This is a genomic window from Streptomyces sp. NPDC040410, from assembly GCF_055595715.1.
The window spans coordinates 260,334-286,064 of the sequence record NZ_JBVIVK010000001.1 but is presented as its reverse complement, the minus strand read 5'-3'; the positions used below and the strand labels follow the sequence as shown (position 1 = coordinate 286,064).

The window sequence follows — 25,731 nt, the reverse complement described above, 5'->3', positions numbered from 1 at the left end:
GCAGCGGCCTCAGATCACGCAGCCCGCATGCGCCAGCGCCTGCTTGAGCAGCACCCCGTGCCCGCCCGGCATCTCACTCTGCACCGCGGGTGACAGGGCCTCCTGCGGGCTGAACCACACCAGGTCGAGGGCGTCCTGCCGGGGGCGGCAGTCGCCCGTCACCGGGACGACATAGGCGAGCGACACTGCGTGCTGGCGGGGGTCGTGGTACGCCGTGATGCCCTGCGTCGGGAAGTACTCCGCGACGGTGAAGGGCTGCAGGGAGGCCGGGATCCGGGGCAGCGCCACCGGCCCGAGGTCCTTCTCCAGGTGCCGCAGCAGGGCGTCGCGCACCCGCTCGTGGTGGAGCACCCGGCCGGAGACCAGGGTCCGGCTGACCGTTCCGTCCGGCCCGATGCGCAGCAGCAGGCCGACACTCGTGACTTCGCCGCTGTCGTCCACCCGCACGGGCACGGCCTCGACGTACAGGATCGGCATGCGGGCGCGTGCCATCTCCAGTTCGTCGCTGGTCAGCCAACCGGGCGTGGTTTCGGTCATGTCAGACATTGCTAGATCATACTTTCCGGTGGGTGCGGGCGCTCAGTCGCGGTCGTCTTCTTGCCGGCGGCGGTGAGGAAGCGGCGGTTGACCTCGCGCGCGCCGAGTCCGGCCCGGCGCGCCAGGTACTCCTCGGCGGGTGCGTGCCGCGGCAGGTCCAGCAGGGGAGCGCAGTGTCGCCGGACGGCCACGCCGACCGGGCTGTCGAAGGGCGAGATCCCGGGCCAGGCCGCGCCCTCCGTGATCAGCGACTCGAAGCGCTCCCGGCTCAGGCCGGCGGTGACGACTCCGTGGCAGTGGTGGTCCACGAGCGGCAGGGCGGCGAGGGCCTCGTGCACCGGCCCCTGCCGCGCGGCCGTGGTCGCACCCATGTCAGTACTTCCAGCGGTACGCGGCCGCCGTCCGCTCGTCGTCCAGCCCCTCCACCGCCGCGAGTTCCCCCTGTCGTACGGCGATCACCGCGTCGGCGAGGACCGGCCCCAGAGCTGCCCGCAGCGTTTCGTCCTCGCGGAACTCCGCGACGGCCTCGTCGAGCGAGACGGGCAGCCGGCGCACGCCCAGGGCTGCCGCCTCCTCAGCGCCGAGGCGGGCCGGATCGCCGGTGATCTCGCCGGGCAGGACCGCGGACGACGCCAGCCCGTCGAGCCCCGCCGCGACCAGACAGCCGAGCGCCAGGTAGGGGTTGGCGGCCAGGTCGACCGGCTTCACCTCCAGGTTCGCCGCCCGGTCGCGGTGCCCCACCGTGCCGGTGATCACCCGCAGCGCCGCCTCGCGGGTCTCGCGGCCCCAGGCGGTGAACACCCCGGCCCACTGCGAGGGTTTGAGGCGCAGATAGCTGACCGGGCTGGGCGCGGTCACCGCGGTCAGGGCCGGCAGATGGGCGAGCACTCCGGCCGCGAACGACTCGGCCTCGGCGGTCATCCCGTAGCGGCGCGCGCCCCCGGAGTGCAGGTTCACCCCGTCGCGCCACGCGGAGAGGTGGACGTGACCGCCGTTGCCGACGCCCTGGGCGACGACGGCCGGGGCGAAGGAGACGGCGAGCCCGTGGCGCTGCGCCACCGCCCGGATCGTCTGCCGCACCAGCACGCTCCGGTCGGCCGCCGCCACGGGGTCGAGAGCGCCCACGGACACCTCGAACTGCCCGGCCGCGTACTCGGGATGGAGCTGGTCGACGTCAACGCCCTGTTCCGCGAGGGCCGCCAGCAGGTCCGCGGTGCAGTCACCGAGTTCGGTCTGCCGGATGGCGCCGTACGCCGGACCGCTCGTCGCGGGGACGAAGCCGCCCTCGGCCGTGGGTGCTCGGGCGACGGTCCACTCGACCTCGACGGCCGCCTTGAACGTGATGCCATGGTGCTCGGCCGTGTCCGCGACGATCCGGCGCAGAAAGGTGCGGGCGCACCCCGGATGCCGCTCGCCCTCCTGTGTGATCCGGTCGACCGGGGCCCACGCCCAGCCGGGCTGCCCGGACAGCACCACCAGCCGGCCGAGGTCGGGATACAGCCGCAGATCGCCGTCCGGGGAGCCGAGGACGTCGGTCGTGACGATCGAGTCGTTCGCCAGGAAGGTGTCGAACACCGGCGACATGCCGACTCCCCAGGCCGCGGCCGAGGCCAGCTTGGCCGTCGGGATCGTCTTCACCCGGCCGATGCCCGCGGTGTCGACATAGGCCAGGACCACGCCGTGCACGCCCCGTCCGGACAGCTCCCCGGCGAGCGCGGTGGCCCGCTCGACGTCGCCGGGCCGCCCTCCGGGCACGGGGTCGGCAAGCGTGGTCATACGTCCTCCTCGACTGGCTCGGCGAGTGACGGCCGTGCGTCAGGGTTTCACGGCCACCGCGCCGAACTGCGGTACCGCTGCGGGAGAGCCGGGCTCGGCACGCCATTGCGCACACGACACCAGGCCCGGTTCGAGCAGCTGAAGGCCGTCGAAGAACACGGCGATGTCCGCCCGGCTGCGGGCGGTGATCGGCGGAGTGGCGTTCTCGTTCCAGAACTTCATCGCCGGGATCTGGCCTTCGCCGCCCAGATCGGCCTCGAAGGTGGGGTGCGTCAGGACCAGGAAGCTGCCGGAGGGCACCGCGGCCATGATCTTCCGGGCGATGTCGCGCGCCTTGTCGGTGTCGAGGACGAAGTTGAGGATGCCGAGCATCATGACGGCGACCGGCCGCGTGAAGTCGAGGCTCCGCGTGGCGCGTTCGAGGATGGCTTCCGGGTCGTGCACGTCGGCGTCTATGTAGTCGGTGACGCCCTCGGACGTGCCGGTCAGCAGGGTGCGCGCGTGCACGAGCACGATCGGGTCGTTGTCGACGTAGACGATCCGTGAGTCGGGCGCGATCCGCTGGGCGATCTCGTGGGTGTTCTCCGCCGTCGGCAGCCCGGTGCCGATGTCGAGGAACTGCCGTACCCCGCGCTCGCCCGCCAGGTGCCGCACCGCCCGGCCGAGGAAGTCGCGGTCCGCGCGCGCGATCTCCCGGATCACCGGGAACATCGCGGCGACGTGCTCGCCGACCCGCTGGTCGACCTCGTAGTTGTCCTTGCCGCCGATCCAGTAGTTCCACACGCGCGCGTTGTGCGCCACACCGGTGTTCAGCCTCGCCGACCCGCCTGACGGGATGTGGCTCTCGCTCACGTCTCTGCTCCTTCGCACGCCTGTGGCCGTCGTCGCCATTGTGACGTCACGGTGATCACATTGTCCCGTGAATGCCATGAGCGGCCGCGGCCCCTCGGCGTCAGGCGCCTGGGTTCAGTCCAGCTCTCCGGGATCCGGTGAGGGGGTCTTTCCCGCGAGTACGTCCTCAAGGCGCGGGGTGCCCTCCGTGACCGCTTGCTGGACCGAGTCGGCCTGGTCCCCGGAGAGGCCGCCGCCCGTGACCGTGATCGCGTCCGTGCCGACGCGGACGGCGGCCACGTCCAGGGTCAGCGTGGCGGGCTCGCCGTCGGCCGTGCCCTGCACCGTGACGCGCAGCCCCTGCCGGGCGTCGCCCTCGTCGGGCACCGAGGTCTCGATCACCTCGACCGTCCGCTTGTCCGAGCCGTCGGTCAGGGTGAACCGGTCGCACTCGGCCGGGAGGGACTTCAGCCAGTCGAAAGAGGAGTCCAGCGCGGCCTTGTCGTAGGCGGCGACCTGGTAGAGCAGGCGGGAGTCGCCCTGCTGGAAGCCGGTGAGGGCGGACGCCCCGGACGGCTTGCCGAGGAGGTCGTCGTCGTACAGCGAGTCCAGCAGCTTCTGGCAGTCGGCGGCGTCCGTCTTGCCGGTGACGAAGTCGGAGACGTCGACCGTGCCCACGAGCAGGCTCTCGTGCCAGGAGGCGGCGTCCTTGGACCGCGACCAGTCGTCCTCGATGTCGGCCGCGGTGATCAGCGCGGCCTGCGCGCCGGCGCCGGTGAGGGCGCCGCCGGCCGCGGTGAAGGCGCCGGACGGCGAAGGGGTGGGCGACTTCCCGGTCAGGGGCTTCGCGGCCCGGGACTCCCCGGCGACGGGGGACGCGGACATGTCGGAGGCGCCCGAGCCGCCGTCGCCGCCGTCCGCGCAGGCCGCGGTGGTCAGCAGCGCGCCCGCCGCCAGGGCCGAGGCGAGGAGTCGGGCGGGGCCGGACGGACGAGGGCTCATCGCGGATGCCTCCTGAGAACGTGGTGCCTGCCGTCCTCAGGCCACCATCGGCCCTGCGGGCGCACCAGCGCACCGGACCGTTCGGGTGAGGTGCCGGAGCGGTGGGGTGCCTGGGGGTGCGTGGGGTGCCTCGGGGGTGCCTGGTGGTGGGTGGGGTGCCTCGGGGGTGCCTGGTGGTGGGTGGGGCGCATGGGGTGCGTGGAGCGCGTGCGGTGCGTGTGGCGCGCCCACCGCGTCAGTGTGTGCGGGCCTCCCGGATCCGCACCCTGCGTGCGCCGCACCGGGGGCAGACGGCGTCGGTGAGCGGTGACCTGATCGCCCGGCCCGCCTCGTCGACGTACTCCTGGGTGGTCAGGCCCGAGGCGTCCAGGGGGTCGGTGAAGAACATGACCTGGAAGGTGGCCTCCCAGCTGTGGCCGCACACGCCGCAGGTGAACGCGAAGGTCTCCGGCACGGATCGGGGCTGCGCCGCCATGGGCTCGCTCCTCCGTCCTGAGTCGGGTAGCGGGACGCCCCCCTCTCTCCAGGGCACAACGCCGCACGTCGTACGGCAACTCGAACGCCCCGCCCGGCATGCCCGCCCGCCTCCGCGCGACGACACTGGCCGTATGCCGGCGCCCGACGTCCGGCCGCCGGCGCGGCACCCCGACCGGAAGGAGCGGCCATGCTGCCCGGATTCCTCGCCAGGACGGTCGAGTTGCTGCGCGGCCGGGAGCACTCGCTCCACCTGAAGGCGGCGGGCGGCGCCATGCTCGTTCTCCTGCTGGTGATGCTCTCGGGTTCGTGGGCCGTGGTCGTCGCCGAACACGGCGCGCAGCGCGCCAATCTCACGTCGTATCCCAAAGCCCTGTGGTGGTCGATCGAGACAGCGACCACCGTCGGATACGGCGACTTCTATCCGGTGACCCTGTGGGGCCGGATCGTCGGCTCGGTGGTGATGGTCGTCGGCATCACCACGTACGGCATGGTGACCGCTGCCCTGGCCACCTGGTTCGTCGGCCGGGAACAACGCCGACGTCACCGACTCGCCCACGGCGCCCGGGAGTTGGGTGACGAGGCAGCACGCGCCCTGCACGAGCGCTTCGACCGGTTGGAGCGGCTGCTGGCCGCGAAGGTTTCCGCCCGGGAGAAGGACGGCTGACCGGTGGCGGCGGCCGCGTGCCGCCGAAGCCGCACACGTCACCGCGGCGCGGGAACTGCATCCCGTCCCTGCCGGCATCGAGCGTGCCGCCACCGAGGCGCCGGCCTCCATGCGCCGTACGGTCGGCGTGCTGCCGGGCACCGGCCCGGGGGCGGCCGGCCGCCCCCGGTGGGCGACCTCGCGGGCATCGCCGGCCCCACCGACGGATTCGCGACCCCGGGCCATGCGGTCCCCCTGCACCGTGATCCCGCCCTGCCCGGCGACCTCCCCGCACGCGGTGCAGGCGGCTGCCTTCCGCGTCGTCCAGGAGGGCGCGGCCGATGTCCGGCGGCACACGGCCGCCGCCACCGCGATCACCGTCCGCCGCGCCGGGACGACGATCGCCCGGAGGCGACGGTGTCCGACGACGGCCGCCGCGGCACCCGGCTCCCGGATGCGGCCCATGGCGGCGGCTTGGCATCGTCGCGCTGAAGGAGCGGGTGACGGCCCTGGGCGGACAACTGCGCGCCGGGCCGCGCAGCGGGGACGGCCGGGAGCTCGGCGCGGTGCTTCCGGCGGACAGGTCCTGGCGAGGCCGTGGGGCGGGCCTTCCGCAGTGCTCGGCCGCCGCTGTTCAATGGAACTTCACGCACCGGGCCGGGAGAGGAGGCGCCCGTGTCCCCCGCCTCCGTGCCGTCGTTGGGCGCGCGCATCCGGCAGGCGCGTCTCGCGCGCGGGATCAGCCTGCGCGGACTCGCGCGGGACATCGGGGTGTCCGCGAGCCTGGTCTCCCAGATCGAGACGGGCAAGAGCCAACCGTCGGTCCGCACGCTGTACGCCATCACGACGGTCCTCGGCATCTCCGTCGAGGCGCTGTTCGAGGGAGGGGGTGGAGCGGTCCGGGCCCGGCCGGCCGCCGGCCCTCCCGGCGCCGCCCTGCGCGCCCTCGCCGCCTTCGCCGCCGACCCGGGGCGCCGGATGGGCCCGCTGGTGGGTCCGGACGAGCGGGAGACGCTGGAGCTGGACCCGGGCGTCGTCTGGGAGCGCCTCGGCCATGTCCCGGGCAGGGACGTCGACTTCCTGCTCGTCACCTACCGGTCCGGTGGTTCCTCCTCCGGCGGCGGGGGTCTGATGCGGCATACGGGCACCGAGTACGGCTACCTGATCTCCGGGGAGCTCGTCCTCACCCTCGGTTCCGACGAGCACACGCTGCGTCCCGGCGACGCGGTGTGTTTCGAGTCGACGACCCCGCACCGGTACCGCAACGACGGCGACGAGCCGGCCGTGGGCGTCTGGTTCGTGTTCAGTCCCGCTTGACACCCGCTGTGCGTGGTCGTTGACTCCGAAGTGGGGGTGGTCGCCATGGCGATCCGTACATACGGCCCCAACGCCGTCGACTGGGAAGAACGCGTCGACCTGGACCGGCTGCGCCGGCAGCGGCTGGCCCTGCTGCACGACTCGCTGAACCGCTCCCACCTGGGCGCCGTGCTCAGCTTCGACTTCGCCAGCATCCGTTACATGACCGCCACGCACATCGGCACCTGGGCGATGGACAAGCTGATCCGCTTCGCCCTGCTGGTGCGCGGCGGCGAGCCGGTCGTCTGGGACTTCGGGTCCGCGGCCCGCCACCACCAGCTCTACAACCCCTGGCTGGACTACAGCGACGGCAAGGGCGGCCCGCCCACCGGCGCCCGCGCCGGCATCTCCACGCTCCGCGGCGCCTTCCACCCGGACGCGGGCATCGCCGAGGACGTCGCCGCGAAGATCGCCGGCGAGCTGCGCGAGCACGGCCTCATGGGCGAGCCGCTCGGCGTCGACGTGGCCGAGATGCCGGTCCTCGCCGCCCTGCGCGCCGAGGGCATCGACGTCGTCGACGGACAGCAGGTCTTCCTGGAGGCCCGCCGCATCAAGACCGGCGACGAGATCTCGCTGCTCACCCAGGCCTGCGCGATGGTGGACGCGGCGTACGAGGAGCTCTACGGCCACCTGCGCCCCGGCGTGCGCGAGAACGAGTGCGTCGGGCTGGTCAGCAAGGTCCTGTACGACCTCGGCAGCGAGTACGTCGAGGGAGTCAACGCCATCTCCGGTGAGCGGTGTTCACCCCACCCGCACGTCTACAGCGACCGGCTGATCCGCCCCGGCGACCCCGCCTTCTTCGACATCCTGCACAGCCACCTCGGCTATCGCACCTGCTACTACCGCACCTTCGCCGTGGGCAGCGCCTCCCGCGCCCAGCGCGACGCGTACGTCCGCTGCCGGGAGTACATGGACGAGGCGATCGCGCTGGTCCGGCCGGGTGCGACGACCGCCGACATCGTCCGGGTGTGGCCGCGCGCCGAGGAGTTCGGTTTCGCCGACGAGACCGCCGCCTTCGCCCTCCAGTACGGCCACGGTGTCGGCCTGTCGATATGGGAGAAGCCCATCTTCAGCCGTCTGGTCTCGCTGGAGCATCCCGAAGTCCTCGAAGAGGGCATGGTGTTCGCCCTGGAGACGTACTGGCCCGCCGCCGACGGCTGGTCCGCCGCCCGCATCGAGGAGGAGCTGGTCGTCACCGCCGACGGCTGCGAGGTGATCACCAAGTTCCCGGCGGAGGAGCTGCTGGTCGCGGGCCGCAAGTACTGGACCGTGGGCGGCGAGCTCGACACCCGGCGCGAGGCGCAGTCGCACCTCAACACGCGCGGGGGCGACTGATGGCCGGCGGGGACGAACTCCTCTCGCTGTACGAGCAGATGGCCCTCATCCGCCGTACGGAGAAGGCCGCCCACGACCTGTTCCTGTCCGGACTGGTCAAGGGCACCACCCACCTCGCCGCGGGACAGGAGGCGATCGCCGTCGGCGCGAGCGCCGCCCTGCGCCCGGACGACTACGTCTTCGCCACCTACCGCGGCCACCACCACGTGATGGCGCGCGGCGCCACACCGGAGGAGTGCCTCGCCGAACTCATGAGCCGGGCCACCGGGTTGTGCGGAGCCAAGGGCGGCTCCATGCACCTGACCAAGGCGTCCACCGGCATGCTCGGCTCGTACGCCATCGTCGGCGCCCATCTGCCGATGGCGGCCGGCGCCGCATGGTCGGCCCGGCTGCGCGGCACCGGGCAGATCGCGGTCGCGTTCTTCGGCGACGGAGCCACCAACATCGGAGCCTTCCACGAGACGCTCAACCTGGCCGCCGTATGGAAACTGCCGGCGCTGTTCGTGTGCGAGAACAACCTCTACATGGAGTACACGCCCATCGCCGACGTCACGGCGGTCGCCCGGCCCGCCGCCGACCGGGCGCCCTCGTACGGGATCCCCGGCGAGGTCGTCGACGGCAACGACGTCGAAGCCGTCCAGGAGTCGGTGGCCCGGCACGCGGGCCGGGCCCGGGCAGGAGACGGGCCCGCCCTGCTGGAGGCGCGGACCTACCGCCACTTCGGGCACAGCCGCGCCGACCCGGCGACGTACCGTCCCGCCGAGGAGGTCGCACGGTGGCTGAAACACGACCCGTTGGACGTCGCGCGCGGACGGCTCACCGAGCTGGGGGTGCCCGAGGAGAAGGTCACCGAGGCCGACGAACGCGCCCGTGACGCCGTGGAGAAGGCGGTCGAGGCGGCGAAGAGCGCGCCGGCGCCCGATCCGCGTCAGGCGCTGACCGACGTGTGGGCGGACGGAGGTGCCGCATGGCGGACGTGACCGGGGAGCGGACAGCCGCGCGGCAGATCACCTATCGCGAGGCGGTGGCCGAGGGCATCGCACGGGAGATGCGCCGGGACACGGCCGTCGTATGCCTCGGGGAGGACATCGGGCGGGCCGGCGGCGTGTTCAAGACGACCGTCGGTCTGTTCGAGGAGTTCGGTCCCCAACGGGTGTGGGACACGCCCATCTCCGAACAGGCCATCGTGGGCGCGGCGATGGGTGCCGCGATGACCGGGATGCGGCCGGTCGTGGAGGTCATGTTCTCCGACTTCCTGGCCTGTTGCTGGGACTACCTCGCCAACGAGATACCGAAGGTGCGGTACATGACGGGCGGACAGGTCACCGTGCCCCTCGTCGTGCGCACCGCCAACGGCGGCGGGCTCGGCTTCGGCGCCCAGCACTCCCAGGCCACCGAGAACTGGGCGTTCACGGTCCCCGGCCTCAAGATCGCGGCACCGGCGACGCCCTCCGACGTGATCGGCATGATGGCGGCCGCGATCCGCAGCGACGACCCGGTGGTCTTCTTCGAGCACAAGGGACTGCTGGCGGGCAAAGGGCCTCCGCCACCGCCGGACCACGTGGTCGAGCTGGGGCGTGCGGCCGTCGTGCGCGAGGGCGCCGACGTGACCCTCGTCGCCCTCGCCTCCATGGTGCCGGTGGCCCTGGCGGCCGCCGGTCGGCTCGCGACGGAGGGCATCGAGGCCGAGGTCGTCGACCTGCGGTGTCTCGTCCCGCTCGACGTCGCCACCGTCCTCGCCTCGCTCGGCAGGACCTCGCGCCTGGTGACCGTCGAGGAGAACCCGTACCAGGGCGGATGGGGCGCCACCCTCGTGTCGGTCGTCGCCGACGAGGGATTCGGCCTGCTGGACGCGCCGGTGCGGCGGGTGGCGGGGGAGTGCGTCCCGCTGCCCTTCGCCGACGCGCTGGAAGAAGAGGTCATCCCCACCCCAGACAAGGTCGCGGCGGCCGTCCGGAGCCTCGCCGCGTACTGAACACCCCAAGGGAGGAAGCGCGATGACCAATCGGATACTCCTTCGCGCCGGGCACGTGATCCCGATGGATCCCGCCGTCGGGGACCTGCCGAGGGGTGACGTCCTCGTCGAGGACGGGAAGATCGCGGCGGTCCGGCCGGACATCGACGCGGACGCCGAGGTCCTCGACATGACGGGACGCATCGTGATGCCCGGCTTCGTCGACACCCACCGCCACACCTGGGAGGCCTCGATCCGGGGCGTCGCGCCCGACGCCACCCTCGACGACTACTTCGTCGACATCCTCGACACCTTCGCGCCGCTGTACACCCCGGAGGACGTCTACGCGGCCAACCTCGCGGGCGCCCTGGAATGCCTCAACGCCGGCATCACCACCCTCGTCGACTGGTCGCACATCAACAACACGCCGGAGCACCCGGACGCCGCGATCCAGGCCCTGACCGAGACCGGTATCCGCGCGCAGTACGCGTACGGCAGCGCCAACACCTCCCTTGCGGACTACTGGTTCGAGAGCAAGATCGCGATACCGGCCGACGACGTGCGCCGGATCCGCGCCGCATACTTCGCCTCCGACGAGAGCCTGCTCACCATGGGGCTCGCCACCCGCGGCCCCGGCTTCTGCGTGGGCGACGTCGTCACCGCCGAATGGGGCCTGGCCCGGGAACTGGGCATCCCCCTCACCGTCCACGTGGCCATGGGGCGCCTCGCCGGCCGCTTCGGCATGGTGAAGCAACTCCACGACCTCGGCCTGCTCGGCCCCGACACCACCTACATCCACTGCTGCCACTTCAGCGAAGAGGAGTGGCGGCTGGTCGCCGACAGCGGCGGTACGGTGTCGATCGCCCCGCAGGTGGAGACGCAGATGGGGCACGGCTGGCCGCCCGTGATGAAGGCGATCGAGCACGGGCTGCGGCCGTCCCTGAGCATCGACGTGGTCACCACCGTGCCCGGTGACATGTTCACCCAGATCCGCGCGGCATTCGGCGCCGAGCGGGCGCGGGTCAACGCCCAGTGCTGGCAGGCCGACGTCCCCGTGCCGGACACGATGCTGACGGCACGTCAGATACTGGAGATCGCGACGCGCAACGGCGCGCACGTCGCGGGACTGGAAGACCGCACCGGTTCCCTGACCCCCGGCAAGCGCGCCGACGTCGTCGCGATCGACGCCACCGCGCTGAACGTCGCGCCGCTGCACGACCCGGTTGCCGCGGTGACGCTGTCGGCCGACGTGTCCAACGTGGAGACCGTGATCGTCGACGGTGTGATCCGCAAGCGGGACGGCCGGCTGACGGCCGATGTGGCCCGTGCGCGGCGACTGGTCGAGGAGTCCCGCGACCGGCTCCTCGCGGCGAAGGAGGTGAAGCGCACGGCATGACCCGGCATCTGGTGCACCGGACCGCCGACGTGCCGGCACCGCCGTACGACCGGCAGGGGTACCGGCGACGGACGCTCGTCGGCGAGGACGACGGCAGCGTGCACACCGGCTTCGGCGTCTGCGAACTGCGGCCCGACGGCACGGTCGGCGCCCATGTGCACTCGTACGAGGAGAGCTTCCACGTCCTCGGCGGAGCCGTGATCCTCGACGTGCCCGAAGGGTCGTACCACCTCGGAGAAGGCGACTACGGCCTCCTGCCGGCCGGCGTCCCGCACGCCTGGCGCGGCGCCGGGGACACCGCCGCGCGCTGGGCCGACATGCTCGCCCCGGTACCACGGGCCCGCTACGGGTACGACACGCAGGCGGTACCCGGACTGCCCCCGGGCAACCCCGTCCGCATCGATGTCCGCGACCCGCGCAACCGGTCCTTCGGCCATTTCGAGTCCGCACAGATGGACCCGGGCAGGCAGTCGCAGGACCTGCTCGCGGTGTCGGCGAGCATGCGGACCGCGCTGCTCGTCTACAGCGGTATCACCGTGAAGATGATGGTCGACGGCGACCTGGGCGCGGTCGCCTCCACGATGTTCATGGTGCAGTACGCGCCCGACGGCGTCGCGGGCAGCCACGACCACCCCTTCGAGGAGACGTACCTGATCCTCGAAGGCACCGTGGACGCCGCCTTCGACGGCTCCCTGTACCGGCTGGAGCCCGGCGACGTGGCCTGGGCGGGCGCCGGCTGCGTGCACGGGTTCGCCAACGCGGGCGAGGGGCCGGTGCGTTGGCTGGAGACACAGGCCCCGCAGCCGCCGGTACGCCACTCCTACCGGTTCACCCGGGACTGGGAGTACCTGCGGCAGGCACTGGAGGAGAAGCCATGAGCAGTGTCCTCGTCGTCGGCGGCACGTCCGGAATCGGCCGCGAGTTCGCCCGCGTGCGCGCGGAGCGCGGGGACCAGGTCGTCCTCACCGGCCGCGACCCGCACCGCACCGACACCGCGGCCGAGGAGACCGGCGCCCGGGGCCTCGCCCTCGACCTCGCCAGGCCCCGGGAGATCGCCGCGGCGCTGGCCGGCGTCGGACGCGTCGACCATCTGGTGATCGCGGGCATCACCCGTGACGACAACAGGGTGCGCGAGTACGACATCGACGCCGCCCTCCAGCTCGTCACGCTCAAACTCGTCGGCTACACCGAGGTCGTGCACACGCTGCAGACCCGGCTGCACGACGACAGCGCGATCGTGCTGTTCGGCGGACAGGCCAAGGAACGCCCCTACCCGGGCGCGACGACCGTGGCGACCGTCAACGCGGGGGTGACCGGCCTGGTGAACACCCTCGCCCTGGAACTCGCGCCGGTCCGCGTCAACGCCGTCCACCCCGGCGTCGTGGGCGACAGCCCGTACTGGCGGGCCAAGCCGGAGCAGGTGCTGGCCGGCCTGCGCGCCAGGACGCCCACCGGGAGGCTCGCCACCATGGCGGACGTGGTGGACGCCGTGGACTTCCTGCTGCGCAACCGGTCCGTCAACGCGGTCGGGCTGAGTGTGGACGGCGGGTGGCTGCTGGGCTGAACGTGCGTCCGTGCCGGGCACGGGTCGTCCTACCCGGTGCTCCTGACGCTCATGGCCTGAGCGGGTCGTGGCCGAGCGTCATCAGCCGGTGCCGGCGGCGCGTCTCCCCGGCCCCGGGCTCGCTGTCCACGCCGCCTGCGCGGTGACCGTGTCCACGACCGTGTACATCACCCGCAGGTCGTCGTCGGTGAGGTCCGTGCGCCGCTTCTGCAGGATCGCCAGGACGTGACGTCCCGTGCGCGTGCCCGCCCGCTCCGGCAGCGGCTCCGCGTTCGCGTCGGCGTCGCGGACCCGCAGCCAGGCGGCCAGCTCCTGCGAGGTCATGTTCACCACGCGGTGGAAGTCCTCCCACAGCGCGTCGAATTCGAGGGCGTCGGTCATCGAGTGCCCTTCCCTGCCCGTGTGTCCGGTCCGTACATGTGTGCTCGAACCGTGCTCCGGTCAGTCGCGCGGCCAGTTCTCCGCCTCGAACATCCACCGCTGCTTCTCCAGCTCCGCGGTGATGCCGATCAGCAGGTCCTGGGTGACCGGATCCGGCTTCTCGGTCGCCGCGATGCGCTCGCGCAGCCGCCCGATCGCCGACTCCAGCGCCTGAGCCATCACCTGGACGGCCTCGGTGTCCCGCAGCCAGCCGTCCTTGGGGCCGGGCAGGCCGAACGCGGCGGCCACGGTCTCGGGGCGGCCGTCCGGCGGCACGCCGAGCGCGGCGGCGCGCTCCGCGACCGTGTCCGCGAACTCGCGTGCGGCCGTGACCACCTCGTCCAGCTGGAGATGGACGGAACGGAACCTCGGTCCCACGACGTTCCAGTGCGCCTGCTTCCCGGTGAGGGAGAGCCCGAGCAGATCCACCAGGGTGTCCTGCAGCGCGTCGCCGGTGACCCGGCGCGCGTCGTCGGGCAGCGTGCTCCTCACGACCGTCATTGCGTGCTCCTCCTCTTCGTCTCGTTCCCGGGCGTCCGGAGCAGTGCGACGCGTTCCTCCTCGCAGGTCCCGCCCCACACCCCGGAGACCTGTCCGCTGTTCAGTGCGAAGGCCAGACACGGGGTGCTCACCGGGCAGCGGGCGCAGACACGCTTCGCGGCCGCGAGGTCCCGCAGCGCCGGCCCCTCTCTGCCCACGGGGAAGAACAGCTCGGGGTCCTCTCCCACGCAGGCTGCTCGTCGCAACCACTCCATGCGGGCGCGGGTGCCCAGGGCGAACCGGCGCAAACGCGGCACACGTGCGGGCGCGTCGCGGGGGTGGCGGGAATTTGACGACAGGGCCCGGTCCGCCTCAGCGCGCCACAACGCCGTCCAGGAAGCGCGTCAGGTCGGCGAAGACCTCCGCCTTGTTCGTCTCGTTGAACACCTCGTGGCGGGCGCCCGGGTAGATCCGCTCCGTGAGCGTGCCGCCGAGCTCGCCGATGCCCACGCGGCTCCCGGCGAGCGGCACCAGCCGGTCGTCGTCGCCGTGCAGCCACAGCAGCGGCAGCCGGCCGATCTCACCGCTCCTGGACACGGTCTCCAGGGTCCGGGCGAACGCCTCCACGGTCGGCCGCTTCATCGGGCCGTGCCACACCAGCGGATCCGCCGCGTACGCCGCCCCCACCCCGGGGTCGCGGGACAGCGCGGCCGGGCCGATGGGCGTGTCGGGGATCTCGTCGAGGGCGAGCAGCCGCCCCGGCAGCTCCCAGGCGCCGATCACCGGCCCGGACAGCACCAGCGCGGCGAGCCCGTCGCCGTGGCGCTGCGCGTAGCGGGCCGCGATCAGGCCACCCATGGAGTGCCCGATCACGACGACCGGCACATCAGGATGCGCGGCCCGGGCCAGCCCGGCCGCGGCGTGCACATCGGTGACGACGTCCTCGAAGTCCTCGATCAGCACGCGTTCGCCCGCCGACCTCCCGTGGCCGGTGTGATCGGGCGCGTACACGGCCGCGCCGTGCGCCACCAGAACCCGGGCCGGCTCCTCGTACCGGCCTGCGTGCTCTCCGTACCCGTGCACCACGAGCGCGACGTACCGCGGGTGCTCCCGCGGCCATTCGCGCACGGTGACCGGACCCCGGGTTCCGGCGAGGACGTGCTCGCGGGCGTCGCCCATCAGCTCCTCCAGCTGCGTCGGTGAAGTCCCGAGGATCTTCCCAGGGAGCCGCTCGGCGGTCTATAGTCCAAAACTAGCAGTGCTAATTAAGGTCGTTTTCCCGCGGCTCCGGGCCGGCCGGCGACTTCGGGTTCCCCGGCGGACTCCGGGGCGCCGGGGAACCGAGCGATGACGGTCAGGAGTCCTGTCGTGCGTCCCGTCCACTTCGCGGCCGCTCGCCGCACCCCCATCGGAAAACTGCGCGGCGCCCTGTCCGGCGTACGGCCCGACGACCTCGCCGCCACCGTGATCCGCGCCCTGGTCACCGACCTGCCCGCGCTCGACCCGGCCCGCATCGACGACGTCTACTGGGGCGCCGCCAACCAGGCCGGCGAGGACAACCGCAACATCGCCCGCATGGCGGCGCTGCTCGCGGGCCTCCCCGAATCGGTGCCCGGCGCCACGGTCAACCGGCTGTGCGCCTCCGGGATGGAGGCCGTCACCGCCGCCGCCCGCACGATCGCAGCCGGCGAGGCCGACGTGGTGCTCGCGGGCGGCTCCGAGTCGATGAGCCGCGCCCCCTTCGTGTTGTCCCGCCCCGACGAGGCCCTGCCGCACCGCATCGAGACCGTCGACACCCGGCTCGGCTGGCGGCTGGTCAACCCGGCGATGAAGGATCTCCACGGTCTGCTGTCCATGGGCGAGACGGCCGAGGAGGTCGCCGCACGGTACGGGGTCCCGCGCGAGCGGCAGGACGAGTTCGCCCTGCGCAGCCACCGGCTCGCCGCCCTCGCCCGCAAGAACGGCCACTTCGACGACGAGCTCCTGCCCGTTCAGCGCCCGGACGGAGTGGTCGTCGACAGCGACGAGTGCATCCGCGCGGACACCTCGTACGAGAAGCTGTCGAAGCTGAAGCCGGTCTTCCGCGCCGGCGGCACGGTCACGGCGGGCAACGCCTCGCCGATGAACGACGGCGCGGCCGGACTGCTCCTGGTGAGCGAGGAGGCACTCAACGACCTGGGGCTGGAGTCACTGGGCCGCTACGTGGCCGGCGCCTCGGCCGGCGTCCACCCCGACGTGATGGGCATCGGACCGGTCCCGGCCACCCGCAAGGCGCTGGCCCGCGCCGACTGGAACGTCGCCGACATCCAGGAGGCCGAGTTCAACGAGGCGTTCGCCGCCCAGGCCCTCGCCTGCGTCGACCAGCTCGGCATCGACCCGGACCTGGTCAACCCGACCGGGGGCGCGATCGCCCTGGGCCACCCGCTGGGCTGCTCGGGCGCCCGCATCCTCACGACCCTGCTGCACCGGATGCGGCGCACGGGGGCGGAGCGGGGGCTGGCGACGATGTGCGTGGGGGTGGGGCAGGGGAGCGCGGTGCTGGTGGAGCGGCACTAGGTGGACTCGGCCAAGAGCCCGGTGCGGCGGGAGTGTCCATGGCGTCGCGGGGCAGGCGGGAATTCGACGACGGGGACTGGCTCAATCACCCAGGGCCGTCAGGCGAGACGGTGCTTACGGTCATCGGCTGGGTGCGCATAGCATCGGCCCCGCATGAACACGATGACCCTCTGGCACATCACCGGCTGGGAGTTCGCCGCGCTCGCCTTCGCGGCCCTCCTCGTCGGCTTCTCGAAGACCGCGGTGAGCGGGGCCAACACGGTCAGCCTCGCGATCTTCGCGGCGGTCCTGCCCGCCCGCGCCTCCACCGGCGTCCTGCTGCCCATTCTGATCGCCGGGGACGTGTTCGCCGTCCTCACCTACCGGCGGCACGCGCACTGGCCCACGCTGTGGCGGCTGTTCCCGGCGGTCGCGGCGGGCGTCGTCGGAGGCACGCTGTTCTTGATGTGGGCGGACGACGGGATCGTGCGGACCTCTATCGGCGCGATCCTGCTGCTGATGGCCGGGGTGACGGTGTGGCGCCGGCGCACGGCCGACGGGGAGCGGGAGCCGGACTCCGTCGCGACGCGAGCGGGCCGGGTCAAGGCCCGCTCGTACGGTGTCCTCGGCGGCTTCACCACGATGGTCGCCAACGCCGGCGGCCCGGTGATGTCGATGTATCTCCTCTCGGCGGGCTTCCGGAAGCTCGGCTTCCTCGGCACCTCCGCATTCTTCTTCCTGATCGTCAACGTCTCGAAGGTCCCCTTCAGCGTCGGCCTCGGCCTGATCGACGGACGTTCGCTGCTGCTCGACGCGGCGCTCGCGCTGTTCGTCGTGCCCGGAGCGTTCTTCGGCACATGGGCTGTGAACCGGATCAACCAGCGCCTGTTCGAGCAACTGGTGATCGCCGCGACGGTCGTGGGCGGCGTGCAACTACTGCTGCGCTGAGGCCCGCAGCAGCGCCGGCAGGTCCGCGAAGGAGCCGATCACGTGGTCGGGCGTCCCGCCGGCGGCCCGGTGGGTCTCCGGCAGGTACTTGCCGGTCCTGACGAGGACTCCGGTGACACCGGCGCGCTGCGCGGCCAGCACGTCGGACTCGATGTCGTCCCCGACCATCACCGCCTCGTCCGCTCCGGCCCCCAGACGAGCCAGCGCCGCCTCGAAGAACGCGGGCGACGGCTTCCCGGTGACCTCGGCCTCGGTACGGGCGGCCTTCTCCAGACCGGTCAGGAAGGCGCCCGAGTCGAGCTGCAGCCCCTCCCCGGTCCGCCAGTACAGATTGCGGTGCATGGCCACGAGCCGGGCCCCGCGCTGGAGATGGCCGAAGGCCCGGTTGAGCGCCGCGTAGTCGAACTCGGGACCGGCCCCGCCGACGATCACGACGTCCGGCACGGTCTCGGTGTCCGCCGCGTCCAGGACGGTGACGCCGTCGAGGTCCTCCCGGATGTCGCCGCTGTTCAGCAGGGCACACCGCGCGCCGGGACTCCGCTCGGCCAGGTACGCGGCGGTGACGGCCGGCGCGGTCAGGATGTCCTCGGCGGACACGGGGAACCCCGCGTCCTGGAGCGTCGCGGCGATCGACGCCCGTGTCCGGGACGTCGTGTTGGTCACCAGCGCGAGGGCGAGACCGGCCTCCCGGAGCTCCCGGAACGCCTCCACCGCACCCGGCAGCGGCTGCCACGACACGGTGAGGACCCCGTCGATGTCGATCAGCACGGCGCGCACGGATTCCATATCCGGACGATAGCGTCGCGGCCCGCCAGCCGGGCTGTACCCGGCGTACCGTCCTCCGTCCGTCTCTGTCTGTCCTCCGCCCTGTCCTCCGCCCTTCCTCCGCTCGGCCTCCGTCGCCCCCGGCGTACCGACAGCCGTCCGGGACCTCGTAGGCTCGTCGCCATGTCCCCCCACGTCCTGGTCCTCGGCGGCACCGCCGAGGCGCGCGAGTTGGCAGCGGCGCTCGCGGCGCGCACCGGCGTCCGGGTCACGACGTCTCTCGCGGGGCGTGTGGTGCGGCCGGGAGCACTCGCGGGTGACGTACGTGTCGGCGGCTTCGGCGGGGCCGAGGGGCTGGCCCGGTGGCTGCGTGAGGAGTGCGTGGACGCCCTGGTCGACGCCACGCACCCGTTCGCCGAGACGATCACCGCGAACGCGGCGCGGGCCGCGGCGGCCACCGGAGTCCCGGCGGTGGTGTTGCGCCGGCCGGGCTGGCGGCCCGGCCCGGGGGACCGCTGGCACCAGGTCGCCTCCCTGGGCGCGGCGGCGGACCTGCTGCCGCGGTTCGGCAGCCGGGTGTTCCTGACCACGGGCCGGATGGGCCTGGCCGCCTTCGCACACCTGACGGACCTTCACTTCGTCGTACGGTCCGTGGAGCCGCCCGAGCCGCCGATGCCGCCGCACACGGAAGTGCTGCTGGCGCGCGGCCCGTTCACCGTGGCCGACGAGTCCGCGCTGCTGCGCGAGCACTGCGTCGACGTACTGGTCACGAAGGACAGCGGGGGAGAGGCGACGGCGGCCAAGCTCACGGCCGCGCGCGAACTCGCGCTGCCCGTCGTGGTCGTACGACGGCCGCCGCTGCCGGACGGCGTGGTGCCGGTACCCGATGTGGCGGGCGCCCTCGATCGTCTCGGCCTCACCGGGGCCTGACGACGTAGGCCATCGTCCACGATCGATCCGGTGGGCCGAACCACGCCGGCGGTCCGCCAGGGTGCCTCATACCTGCCGCCCGGGTGCCGTACGCCTCACGGGTTCTTCGGGTGCCTCCGCAGCAGATACGTGTCCATGATCCACCCCTTGCGCTCGCGCGCCTCGGCGCGCATCCGTTCGATGCGGGGCGCGGCCTCGGCGATCGGGCCGGAGGCGAGGATCTCGTCGGGCGTGCCGATGTAGGCGCCCCAGTAGATGTCGAGGTCCTGGTCGGCGTACTGCCGGAACGTCTGGTGGGCGTCGAGCATGACCACCACGTCGTCGACACCCTCCGGGAAGCCCTCGGCCAGCCGCCGTCCGGTGGTGATCTGCACGGGCCGGGCTACCCGGTTCAGGCCGGTCCGGTGCCGGGCGACGAGCGCCGAGACACTGCTGATGCCCGGCACGACGTCGTACTCGAAGGTCACCGCGCCGCGGTCGAGGATCTCCTCGAGGATCCCGAGCGTGCTGTCGTACAGGGCGGGATCCCCCCACACCAGAAACGCGCCGCTCTCGTCCTCGCCGAGTTCCCCGGCGATCAGCCGCTCGTAGATGTCGGCACGGGCGCTGCGCCAGTCGCCGACGGCGGGGGAGTACGCGGCGGTGCCGGCGGTCCGGTCCCGCTCGGGGTCGCGTGCCTCGACGACGCGGTACGTCCCCTCCGGTATGTGCGCGTCGAGCATGTTCCGGCGCAGCTGCACCAGGTCGTTCTTCACCTCGCCCTTGTCGAGGATGAAGAACACGTCCGTGCCGCGCAGCGCCCTGACGGCCTGCAGGGTGAGCTGGTCGGGGTCGCCCGCACCGATACCGATGACATGAATCTTTCGCACGCCCCGAGTCTGCCGCACGGCACTGACAGACGGGACACCGAGTCCGGGCCGCGCTCCCTACCCCCGCAGCCGCGGAGCCCGCTCGCCCGCGTCGACGGCCTCGCCGCCGTCCGCCAGGTGCTCCACGCCCTCCGCGAGCCCCCGCGCCCAGGCGATCAGCCCCGCGAGATCCATCCCGTACGGCCGCTCCCGCCCGGAAGCCGACGCCCAGGCCTCCGTCGCCGCGGCCCCGCGCCGCAGCAGGCGGGCCCCGCCCATGGCGTTCCCCCGGGCGGCGTGCGTGAGCCCCACCGCGAGCTGGGCGAGGCCGCGCCACAGCTCGCGTTCCTCCTCGGGCCCCGACTTCCAGGCGTCCTCGAACACCTCGTGGGCGTGGAACGGCTTGCCCGCGTCCAGCAGCTCCTGGGCCTCGGCGACGCTTTGCTCCGGCGTGCGGACGACGCCCTCGGGCTGGCGTGCGACGCCTTCCGCGCCGTACGGCAGGGGCCGCCCCAGCCCGTCCCGCGGGCGGGCGCTGCGGGCCCGCCCCTCGCTGTCCCGGTCCCGCGCTTCCACCGGCCCTCCTGAGGATGTGCTGCCCATACGCCGATTGTCCCGCGCCCCGTGGCCTGCTTCGGTGCCGCCCCCGACGTGGGGTAAAGTGCTGTTCGCGCGATCACGCGGGTCACCGCGCGAGGCGCACCGGGACGTGGCGCAGCTTGGTAGCGCACTTGACTGGGGGTCAAGGGGTCGCAGGTTCAAATCCTGTCGTCCCGACGGTGCGAAGGGTCTTCGCGGGCGAGAGCTTGCGAGGACCCTTTTGTCGTGCGGCTGGGGGGACACCCGGACCCGGCGAGCGGCCGGCGGGCAGTTTCCCGTCAGCGACGTCGATCGAACACGTCGACCGCTCTGACGGCGGCGCGGTGGACCGTCGGGTTGGCGCGGACCGCCGCACGAGTGGTGCGACCCGACGCCATCCGCAGCCGGCACAGCGCCCCCTTGGCGGTATGGCGGTCGACGTACCCCTCGGTGACGCCCAGTTCCGCCGTCTTGAGATTGTCCTTGTACTCGGCTGCGCCCTTGCCCAGGTCGATGTGGGCGATACCGCGATCCGCGGCGGCCTCGGCGAGCTTGAGGTGCAGCAGTATTCCGGGCGAGTACCGGGCGAACCGGGCGTCGTAGGTGGGGAACCAGGTGGCGAGTATTCGGCGCGAACGCAACCCGTAGAGCATGGAGACGGGCTCCGCGCCCGCGTAGAGCACGGACAGGGTGCCCGAGCAGGATTCGGACGGGAGGTCGAAGAGCTCCCGGAGGACCGCCACGAACCGCTCCTGGGTGAGCGGGTCCCGGCGCCCCTTCGCCCGCGCCTGGGCGGACTTCCAGCTGATCAGGACGTCCAGCAGCTCCGGCGCGGACGTATGGAAGACCAGACGGAGCGGACCTACGTCCCTGATCAGACTTCGCTCCCGCGCGCGCACCGATCGGAGGAACTTGTGCCGCAGCTGTTCGAGGTACGTGTGGTGGCCGCCGTTCAGTTCCATGATGGGCGAGCCGGCATGGACTCGGCGTTTGCCGGCGGTCTCGAAAGGAGTCTGTCCCGCGGCCAGGTGGTCGTACTCCCAGACCGCGAGATCACAGGCCTGGAGCAGCGCCATCGGGTCCCAGTCGAGGCCCGGCCGGTGGATCAGTCCCTGGCAGTCGCAGTAGCCGGAGCCGATGGGTTTGCCGGCGCCGAAGGCATGCCGTTCGAAGGGGAAGAACCCCACGGTACGGGAACCCTCGGAGAGCCGCGCCACCCGAGCGGTGGCGCGCTGGTGACCCACGGCCTGGGTGAACTCGGGAGAGAGGAAGGGACTGGCCAGTGCCAGGTCGGCTCGCTGCATGGCGCGCCACGCGCTGATGTCCGCTGCGGTCAGTTCGTCGGTGCGGAGGACCGTGACATCCATCGCGATCACCTCGGTTGTACCGGTCAGTTGTACCGGGAGATCACCGCGGAGTAGTCCGCCAGTGACGAGCCCGGAGTGCTGTTGTAGAGGTTGTGGTCGAAGGCCCACATCAGCCCCTGCAGTCCGCAGCTCTTCATCTGACGCGCCGCGTCGTCCATGACTCCGGGATAGTAGGGGCTCACCTGAGTCCCGGCGCTCTCTCCGCTCAGCAGGGAGAAGTGGTGGTGCCGCGCGACCCGGCTGATCCAGCGCATCGACGACCAGGTGTCCTGGACATGGCGGGGCGGAGCCAGGACGTTCACCCGGCGATCGGTCGGGGCACAGCCGTTGTTCTTCGGCTCTCCCGTGCCGTCCACCAGCGAGGTGGGCACGATCAGCACGTTCCGGCGGTCGCGGATCTGGCCCAGGATGTTGTAGTACCCCACCCCGAGGGCGATCAGCCGGTTCTCGTCCGTCGCGTCGAGACGCTCGCCGACCGCGCGTCGGTAGTCCTCCGGGAAATAGCCGCTGCCCGGTATGAGGACCTTCAGGAACCCCTTGAAGTGCAGGGCCTTGTAGGACCCGATCTGCCAGTTCAGGGCATCGGACAGGCCCCGCAGATACCAGTCGTACCACTCGCGGACCTGGGCCTCGGTGAAGGCCTGTCCCCGATAGTCGCGCTCCCCCGGTCTCCAGTCGGGAAACGGGTTCGCGGGGACGGTGGGTGGCCGCCCCGCCGTTCCCGGACTCTGGGCGTTCTCGTCGAACGCCCAGTAGTAGGTGTGCCCCGGGCGATCGGTGTCCCCCGCGGGATAGCTGAACTCGCCGGTGCCGCTCACGACGACCCGGATCGCCCAGAAGTTCTCCAGCCCGATGTCCCTGGCCACCGCGTTGACGTACTGCTGTGCCTTCTCGCGCACGGTCTGGCTGAAGACCATGTTGGGGGTTTCCAGGAGGCGATCTCCGTGCTGGTTCACATAGGCCGCGTCGGGATACTTCTCGAAGAGCCAGCTCGGCGCGTGGTTCAGGCCCAGGCTCACCTCGACGAGCGACCCCGCGCGCTGGAACCGGCCCAGAGCGCGTTTGACCTGATCGACGTACCGGTAGGAATAGACGTTCTCCTGGGGCTCGTACCGGTCCCAGGAGATCTGCAGATGGGCCACCTCAATTCCCTTGCTCCGCTCCAGGCGCGCCTTGAGCGGCATGGTCTGCAAGGTCCCGAAGTAGTAGCCCCTGTCCTCATGGGGGACTCGGACGCAGGCCACGACGAGGAGAACGGCCGCGATGATGCCGATGCGCTTCCAGCAGAGCGTGGCCTGACGGACCGCGCGTCGGACCGCGTCCCGCCGTGACGCCTTCATGCCACGACCTCCTGGTACAGGCGTTCGTACTGTGCTCGGAAGCGATCGGGTCCGAACCGCTCTTCAACCGTGGCACGCCCACGCCGCGCGAGCATCTCCCAGTGCTGCGGCTGATCGAGGAGCCGCGTCAGCAGTTCACCGGTCCGCCGCCGGTCCCCGACGGGAGCGCGTAGCCCCGCGCCACTCAGCGCGCCGAACTGCGGAAGATCGCTGAGGATCACGGGGCGGCCCACGGCCAGCGCCTCCAGGACGATGAAGGGGAGGTCCGCCTTGCCGCCGAGCGTGCGCGGTGGGAAGAGAAGAACATCGGTCGCCGCCAGCAGCCCCGGCATGTCGGGGACGAAGCCGCGGACGTCGATCCCGGGAAGCCCCTCCCGGGCCGCCAGAGCCCGCAGCCCCGCCTCCAGCGCGCGCTCGTCCTGCCCCGGCCGGCTCCGCATGGCCAGCACGAGACGGAACCGCGCCCCGGAGCGGTACGCCTCCGCCGCGGCGGCGATCGCCTCGCACGCGCCGCCCTGCGGGTCGTGGTGACCGGCGAACAGCACGAGGGGAGCACCCCCTGCGCGCGGCCGCCACGGCCAGCGTTCCAGCGGGATCGTCGGCGCGATCACGCGGACGTCCCCGAACCCCGCCGCGCGGAGCTGCCCGGCCGTCGCCTCCGACAGGGCGACCGTCGTTCCCAGCGGACGCGCCCGCTCCAGCAGACCGACGTCCATCACCCCGGGCACCGTGTGGATGACCGGACCGCTGCCGAGCAGACCCCGCCGCAGCCGGGAGAACATCGGGTACGTCCCCCCGATCGTCAGGATCGCGTGCACGAGCTCCGTCCGACGCGCCAGGACACTCCCGGCGAGCGCCACCTGAATGCGCTCCGGCACGTGCGGGGCGCCGTCCCGCGACACGATGGGGATGCCTCGACCACGCGCCACCCCTGGAGACCCGTGCTGCGGCCACCGCGTGAACCACAGGAACTCCCGGTCCGGCATGCAGTCGGCGATCGACGCCGCGAGCTGGGTGTCGGCTCCCGCTCCGCCGTCACACGGACTGCTGGTGAAGAGCAGCACCCTGTGCCGCTCCGAGCGGCTAGCCACGGCCGCCGCCCGCCTGGCCGGCCGGCGGCGGCAGGGGCGGCACCGGCAGCAGGTACACCGACACCGTGCCGTACGTGCGGCCGTGGAAGGAGAAGAGCAGTGCGCCCTGCCGGGTGAGGTCCCGCACCTGGCGCCGGGTGAACCAGGAGTAACCCTGCTCGACCAGCCGCCACGGCACGACGAGGTACGACACCCTTGCCCTCGCCCGGTCCCCCGGGCTGAGCCATCGGCCGATGCGATAGCGGTCGTCCAGGACCAGGTCCACCGAGCTGCTCGTCGATATGACCGGACTGCCCGCGGGAAGGTGCTCCACCATGTACTGGCGCATCCGGGCGTAGCCGTCGTCGGGCTGCGACCTGCCCCGTGCGTATGCGACACCCGACCACGTCATCGCCAGTGCCAGCGCGAGGACCATCCCGACGACCGGGGCGGAGACGTGCCGTCGGCGCCTGGCGTGTCGCCCCCACAGATGTACGGCCGCCGTCGCCACGATCACCATCGTCGGCACGAGCAGCAAGTACGTCACCTGCTCCTCCAACGTGCCCTTGAGGACGGCGTAGGTGGTGGCGAAACCCGCCGACAGATACCAGAGCGCCATGAGACGCTGCGCCGGCTCGCCGCGCCGCAGCACCAGTATCAGAGCCGGGAGTCCAAGGGCGAGCAGCGCATATGTGCTGCCGAAGTTGGTCAGTTCCTCGATGATGCGCTGGGAGAGTGGGGGCGAGCCCCTCGCGTTGAAGCCGGTCGCCTGGACCTGGCCCAGCAGCCTCCTGATGCCCAGGGTCTTCACCATCCAGAACACGTCGAAATGGCCCGCGGCCACCACCACGCCGACGTAGATCGCGTACGGCACGGTGGCGCAGACGGCGGTGACCAACGGCAGCGACCGCCGCCGCAACGGCCAGGCGAACACGGAGGCGACGAGCAGCGGCAGCACGGTGACGAGGGCCGCGACGTCCTTGGTCAGGGTGGCCAGGCCGAAGAGGAGCCCGGCGGCGGCGGCGCGACGGTGCGCCCTGGCCGGCGGATGCCGTTCCGCCAACGGCAGCAGCACCAGATAACCCAGCAGCAGCCAGAGCATCATCGACGTCTCTATGAGGACACGCTGGTTGAGCCGGAGGACGAACGGGTCGAGGGCGAAAACCAGCCCCACGGCGCCCGCGGCCCAGACGGACCTGGTGACGCGCGCCACCAGCAGCACCAGCACCGCGACGGTTACGGCGGCGAGGAGGGTGTTGAGCAGACGCATCTCGTACACCCCGGAGATGACGTCCGGACGCCAGCCGAACAGCCGCTCCCAGGCGCCCTCGACATAGAAGAAACCGGGCGGGTGCAGGAAGAAGAGGTCACCGCGATACCGGGGAAAGCCCCCGGACTCCACGGAGTGACCGATGTGCCAGTAGTAGACCTCGTCGACCCACACGTCCGCCGAAGGGCCGAACCCGATCAGTCGGAGCAGCCCGGTGAGCAGGGCGGCGGAGCCGGCCACGACCCAGAGCCTTCCTACGACCCGCTGCCGCAGCCAGGCAACCGAGAGTGGGAGAGCCTTGCTCACGA

Annotated in this window: 26 protein-coding genes, 1 tRNA gene and 2 pseudogenes; 12 read left to right on the top strand and 17 right to left on the bottom strand. The window is 72.1% G+C overall.

The window, feature by feature from the left end; all coding sequences use genetic code 11:
- Positions 1-9 precede the first annotated feature (9 nt).
- The 6 genes and pseudogenes from ACZ562_RS01240 to ACZ562_RS01215 all read right to left on the bottom strand — a co-directional run bounded on the left by ACZ562_RS01240 (position 10) and on the right by ACZ562_RS01215 (position 4,621).
- Positions 10-537 carry an NUDIX hydrolase family protein gene (locus ACZ562_RS01240; protein WP_471173938.1) on the bottom strand — a complete coding sequence of 176 codons (528 nt, stop codon included), beginning with the start codon at positions 535-537 and terminating at the stop codon, positions 10-12.
- Positions 538-563: 26 nt separating this feature from the next.
- Positions 564-908: pseudogene (locus ACZ562_RS01235) on the bottom strand (amidohydrolase family protein); the annotation flags it as partial.
- Position 909: 1 nt separating this feature from the next.
- Entirely contained in the window at positions 910-2,313 is a 1,404-nt protein-coding gene (locus tag ACZ562_RS01230; RefSeq protein WP_471172783.1) for a glutamine synthetase family protein, read from the bottom strand.
- 39 nt (positions 2,314-2,352) lie between these two features.
- The gene (locus ACZ562_RS01225; RefSeq protein ID WP_471172780.1) at positions 2,353-3,165 is read right to left on the bottom strand and encodes an SAM-dependent methyltransferase; all 813 of its coding nucleotides are present in this window, start codon (positions 3,163-3,165) and stop codon (positions 2,353-2,355) included.
- 114 nt (positions 3,166-3,279) lie between these two features.
- A complete protein-coding gene (locus tag ACZ562_RS01220) occupies positions 3,280-4,146 on the bottom strand; it encodes a hypothetical protein (protein ID WP_471172774.1) in 867 nt (288 codons plus the stop codon).
- Between the two features lie 235 nt (positions 4,147-4,381).
- On the bottom strand, positions 4,382-4,621 hold the full coding sequence (locus ACZ562_RS01215) for a hypothetical protein (protein WP_471172771.1): 240 nt from the start codon (positions 4,619-4,621) through the stop codon (positions 4,382-4,384).
- Positions 4,622-4,810: 189 nt separating this feature from the next.
- Between ACZ562_RS01215 and ACZ562_RS01210 the strand changes: the two genes are divergently transcribed.
- The 8 genes from ACZ562_RS01210 to ACZ562_RS01175 all read left to right on the top strand — a co-directional run bounded on the left by ACZ562_RS01210 (position 4,811) and on the right by ACZ562_RS01175 (position 12,871).
- Positions 4,811-5,287, top strand: coding sequence for a potassium channel family protein (locus ACZ562_RS01210; protein ID WP_471172767.1), 477 nt, complete (start codon positions 4,811-4,813; stop codon positions 5,285-5,287).
- Positions 5,288-5,941: 654 nt separating this feature from the next.
- On the top strand, positions 5,942-6,583 hold the full coding sequence (locus ACZ562_RS01205) for a helix-turn-helix domain-containing protein (protein WP_471172763.1): 642 nt from the start codon (positions 5,942-5,944) through the stop codon (positions 6,581-6,583).
- A gap of 45 nt (positions 6,584-6,628) precedes the next feature.
- Positions 6,629-7,957, top strand: coding sequence for a M24 family metallopeptidase (locus ACZ562_RS01200; protein WP_471172758.1), 1,329 nt, complete (start codon positions 6,629-6,631; stop codon positions 7,955-7,957).
- Positions 7,957-8,937, top strand: coding sequence for a thiamine pyrophosphate-dependent dehydrogenase E1 component subunit alpha (locus ACZ562_RS01195; RefSeq protein WP_471172754.1), 981 nt, complete (start codon positions 7,957-7,959; stop codon positions 8,935-8,937). The genes ACZ562_RS01200 and ACZ562_RS01195 overlap by 1 nt, the downstream gene beginning before the upstream one ends.
- A complete protein-coding gene (locus ACZ562_RS01190) occupies positions 8,925-9,932 on the top strand; it encodes an alpha-ketoacid dehydrogenase subunit beta (RefSeq protein WP_471172748.1) in 1,008 nt (335 codons plus the stop codon). Before ACZ562_RS01195 ends, ACZ562_RS01190 begins: the two co-directional genes overlap by 13 nt.
- A 22-nt stretch (positions 9,933-9,954) precedes the next feature.
- Positions 9,955-11,307, top strand: a complete 1,353-nt coding sequence (locus tag ACZ562_RS01185) for an amidohydrolase family protein (RefSeq protein WP_471172743.1) — start codon at positions 9,955-9,957, stop codon at positions 11,305-11,307.
- The gene (locus ACZ562_RS01180; RefSeq protein ID WP_471172739.1) at positions 11,304-12,185 is read left to right on the top strand and encodes a cupin domain-containing protein; all 882 of its coding nucleotides are present in this window, start codon (positions 11,304-11,306) and stop codon (positions 12,183-12,185) included. Before ACZ562_RS01185 ends, ACZ562_RS01180 begins: the two co-directional genes overlap by 4 nt.
- A complete protein-coding gene (locus ACZ562_RS01175) occupies positions 12,182-12,871 on the top strand; it encodes an SDR family oxidoreductase (RefSeq protein ID WP_471172736.1) in 690 nt (229 codons plus the stop codon). The genes ACZ562_RS01180 and ACZ562_RS01175 overlap by 4 nt, the downstream gene beginning before the upstream one ends.
- Before the next feature lie 49 nt (positions 12,872-12,920).
- Here ACZ562_RS01175 and ACZ562_RS01170 read toward each other — a convergent pair.
- From ACZ562_RS01170 to ACZ562_RS01155, 4 genes and pseudogenes are all read right to left on the bottom strand, one after another.
- A pseudogene (locus ACZ562_RS01170) lies at positions 12,921-13,252 on the bottom strand (DUF3140 domain-containing protein).
- A 60-nt stretch (positions 13,253-13,312) separates the two neighbouring features.
- On the bottom strand, positions 13,313-13,792 hold the full coding sequence (locus ACZ562_RS01165; RefSeq protein ID WP_471172734.1) for a Dps family protein: 480 nt from the start codon (positions 13,790-13,792) through the stop codon (positions 13,313-13,315).
- Positions 13,789-14,046, bottom strand: a complete 258-nt coding sequence (locus tag ACZ562_RS01160; RefSeq protein WP_471173936.1) for a WhiB family transcriptional regulator — start codon at positions 14,044-14,046, stop codon at positions 13,789-13,791. Before ACZ562_RS01160 ends, ACZ562_RS01165 begins: the two co-directional genes overlap by 4 nt.
- Positions 14,047-14,143: 97 nt before the next feature.
- A complete protein-coding gene (locus ACZ562_RS01155) occupies positions 14,144-14,950 on the bottom strand; it encodes an alpha/beta hydrolase (protein ID WP_471172731.1) in 807 nt (268 codons plus the stop codon).
- Between the two features lie 189 nt (positions 14,951-15,139).
- Here ACZ562_RS01155 and ACZ562_RS01150 point away from each other — a divergent pair, with 189 nt between their 5' ends.
- Together ACZ562_RS01150 and ACZ562_RS01145 are read left to right on the top strand one after the other, a co-directional pair.
- Positions 15,140-16,327 (top strand): thiolase family protein, encoded by a 1,188-nt coding sequence (locus tag ACZ562_RS01150; RefSeq protein ID WP_471172728.1) that lies wholly within the window; start codon positions 15,140-15,142, stop codon positions 16,325-16,327.
- Positions 16,328-16,480: 153 nt separating this feature from the next.
- Positions 16,481-17,254, top strand: a complete 774-nt coding sequence (locus tag ACZ562_RS01145) for a sulfite exporter TauE/SafE family protein (RefSeq protein WP_471172725.1) — start codon at positions 16,481-16,483, stop codon at positions 17,252-17,254.
- On the opposite strand, the gene ACZ562_RS01140 is transcribed toward ACZ562_RS01145, so the two are convergent.
- Entirely contained in the window at positions 17,240-18,040 is an 801-nt protein-coding gene (locus ACZ562_RS01140) for a TIGR01458 family HAD-type hydrolase (RefSeq protein ID WP_471172723.1), read from the bottom strand. The two genes, ACZ562_RS01145 and ACZ562_RS01140, sit on opposite strands and share 15 nt — an antisense overlap.
- Before the next feature lie 162 nt (positions 18,041-18,202).
- On the opposite strand from ACZ562_RS01140, the gene ACZ562_RS01135 reads away from it, so the two are divergent.
- Positions 18,203-18,949: a cobalt-precorrin-6A reductase gene (locus ACZ562_RS01135; protein WP_471172721.1), complete on the top strand. Its 747-nt coding sequence runs from the start codon at positions 18,203-18,205 to the stop codon at positions 18,947-18,949.
- A gap of 95 nt (positions 18,950-19,044) precedes the next feature.
- Here the strand turns inward: ACZ562_RS01135 and cobF are convergent, their stop codons facing one another.
- Positions 19,045-19,818, bottom strand: coding sequence for a precorrin-6A synthase (deacetylating) (cobF, locus tag ACZ562_RS01130; protein WP_471172719.1), 774 nt, complete (start codon positions 19,816-19,818; stop codon positions 19,045-19,047).
- A 57-nt stretch (positions 19,819-19,875) separates the two neighbouring features.
- A complete protein-coding gene (locus ACZ562_RS01125; RefSeq protein WP_471172715.1) occupies positions 19,876-20,400 on the bottom strand; it encodes a DUF309 domain-containing protein in 525 nt (174 codons plus the stop codon).
- 100 nt (positions 20,401-20,500) lie between these two features.
- On the opposite strand from ACZ562_RS01125, the gene ACZ562_RS01120 reads away from it, so the two are divergent.
- Positions 20,501-20,574 (top strand) — tRNA-Pro (locus tag ACZ562_RS01120).
- Between the two features lie 101 nt (positions 20,575-20,675).
- Here ACZ562_RS01120 and ACZ562_RS01115 read toward each other — a convergent pair.
- Genes ACZ562_RS01115 through ACZ562_RS01100 form a run of 4 tightly spaced genes read right to left on the bottom strand, consistent with a single transcriptional unit; the run spans position 20,676 to position 25,729 of the window.
- On the bottom strand, positions 20,676-21,743 hold the full coding sequence (locus tag ACZ562_RS01115; RefSeq protein WP_471172713.1) for a GNAT family N-acetyltransferase: 1,068 nt from the start codon (positions 21,741-21,743) through the stop codon (positions 20,676-20,678).
- Positions 21,744-21,766: 23 nt separating this feature from the next.
- Complete coding sequence (locus ACZ562_RS01110) at positions 21,767-23,083, bottom strand: beta-galactosidase (RefSeq protein WP_471172710.1); 1,317 nt, start codon at positions 23,081-23,083, stop codon at positions 21,767-21,769.
- Entirely contained in the window at positions 23,080-24,174 is a 1,095-nt protein-coding gene (locus ACZ562_RS01105) for a glycosyltransferase family 4 protein (RefSeq protein WP_471172708.1), read from the bottom strand. The genes ACZ562_RS01110 and ACZ562_RS01105 overlap by 4 nt, the downstream gene beginning before the upstream one ends.
- Entirely contained in the window at positions 24,167-25,729 is a 1,563-nt protein-coding gene (locus ACZ562_RS01100) for a phospholipid carrier-dependent glycosyltransferase (protein WP_471172705.1), read from the bottom strand. The genes ACZ562_RS01105 and ACZ562_RS01100 overlap by 8 nt, the downstream gene beginning before the upstream one ends.
- Between the last annotated feature and the right edge of the window lie 2 nt (positions 25,730-25,731).

Coding starts and splice junctions, on each gene's coding strand:
- ACZ562_RS01240 (WP_471173938.1), bottom strand. CDS start 537: ATGACCGAAACCACGCCCGGTTGGCTGACCAGCGACGAACTGGAGATG.
- ACZ562_RS01230 (WP_471172783.1), bottom strand. CDS start 2,313: ATGACCACGCTTGCCGACCCCGTGCCCGGAGGGCGGCCCGGCGACGTC.
- ACZ562_RS01220 (WP_471172774.1), bottom strand. CDS start 4,146: ATGAGCCCTCGTCCGTCCGGCCCCGCCCGACTCCTCGCCTCGGCCCTG.
- ACZ562_RS01215 (WP_471172771.1), bottom strand. CDS start 4,621: ATGGCGGCGCAGCCCCGATCCGTGCCGGAGACCTTCGCGTTCACCTGC.
- ACZ562_RS01210 (WP_471172767.1), top strand. CDS start 4,811: ATGCTGCCCGGATTCCTCGCCAGGACGGTCGAGTTGCTGCGCGGCCGG.
- ACZ562_RS01200 (WP_471172758.1), top strand. CDS start 6,629: ATGGCGATCCGTACATACGGCCCCAACGCCGTCGACTGGGAAGAACGC.
- ACZ562_RS01195 (WP_471172754.1), top strand. CDS start 7,957: ATGGCCGGCGGGGACGAACTCCTCTCGCTGTACGAGCAGATGGCCCTC.
- ACZ562_RS01190 (WP_471172748.1), top strand. CDS start 8,925: ATGGCGGACGTGACCGGGGAGCGGACAGCCGCGCGGCAGATCACCTAT.
- ACZ562_RS01185 (WP_471172743.1), top strand. CDS start 9,955: ATGACCAATCGGATACTCCTTCGCGCCGGGCACGTGATCCCGATGGAT.
- ACZ562_RS01180 (WP_471172739.1), top strand. CDS start 11,304: ATGACCCGGCATCTGGTGCACCGGACCGCCGACGTGCCGGCACCGCCG.
- ACZ562_RS01175 (WP_471172736.1), top strand. CDS start 12,182: ATGAGCAGTGTCCTCGTCGTCGGCGGCACGTCCGGAATCGGCCGCGAG.
- ACZ562_RS01165 (WP_471172734.1), bottom strand. CDS start 13,792: ATGACGGTCGTGAGGAGCACGCTGCCCGACGACGCGCGCCGGGTCACC.
- ACZ562_RS01160 (WP_471173936.1), bottom strand. CDS start 14,046: ATGGAGTGGTTGCGACGAGCAGCCTGCGTGGGAGAGGACCCCGAGCTG.
- ACZ562_RS01155 (WP_471172731.1), bottom strand. CDS start 14,950: ATGGGCGACGCCCGCGAGCACGTCCTCGCCGGAACCCGGGGTCCGGTC.
- ACZ562_RS01145 (WP_471172725.1), top strand. CDS start 16,481: ATGAACACGATGACCCTCTGGCACATCACCGGCTGGGAGTTCGCCGCG.
- ACZ562_RS01140 (WP_471172723.1), bottom strand. CDS start 18,040: ATGGAATCCGTGCGCGCCGTGCTGATCGACATCGACGGGGTCCTCACC.
- ACZ562_RS01135 (WP_471172721.1), top strand. CDS start 18,203: ATGTCCCCCCACGTCCTGGTCCTCGGCGGCACCGCCGAGGCGCGCGAG.
- ACZ562_RS01125 (WP_471172715.1), bottom strand. CDS start 20,400: ATGGGCAGCACATCCTCAGGAGGGCCGGTGGAAGCGCGGGACCGGGAC.
- ACZ562_RS01115 (WP_471172713.1), bottom strand. CDS start 21,743: ATGGATGTCACGGTCCTCCGCACCGACGAACTGACCGCAGCGGACATC.
- ACZ562_RS01110 (WP_471172710.1), bottom strand. CDS start 23,083: ATGAAGGCGTCACGGCGGGACGCGGTCCGACGCGCGGTCCGTCAGGCC.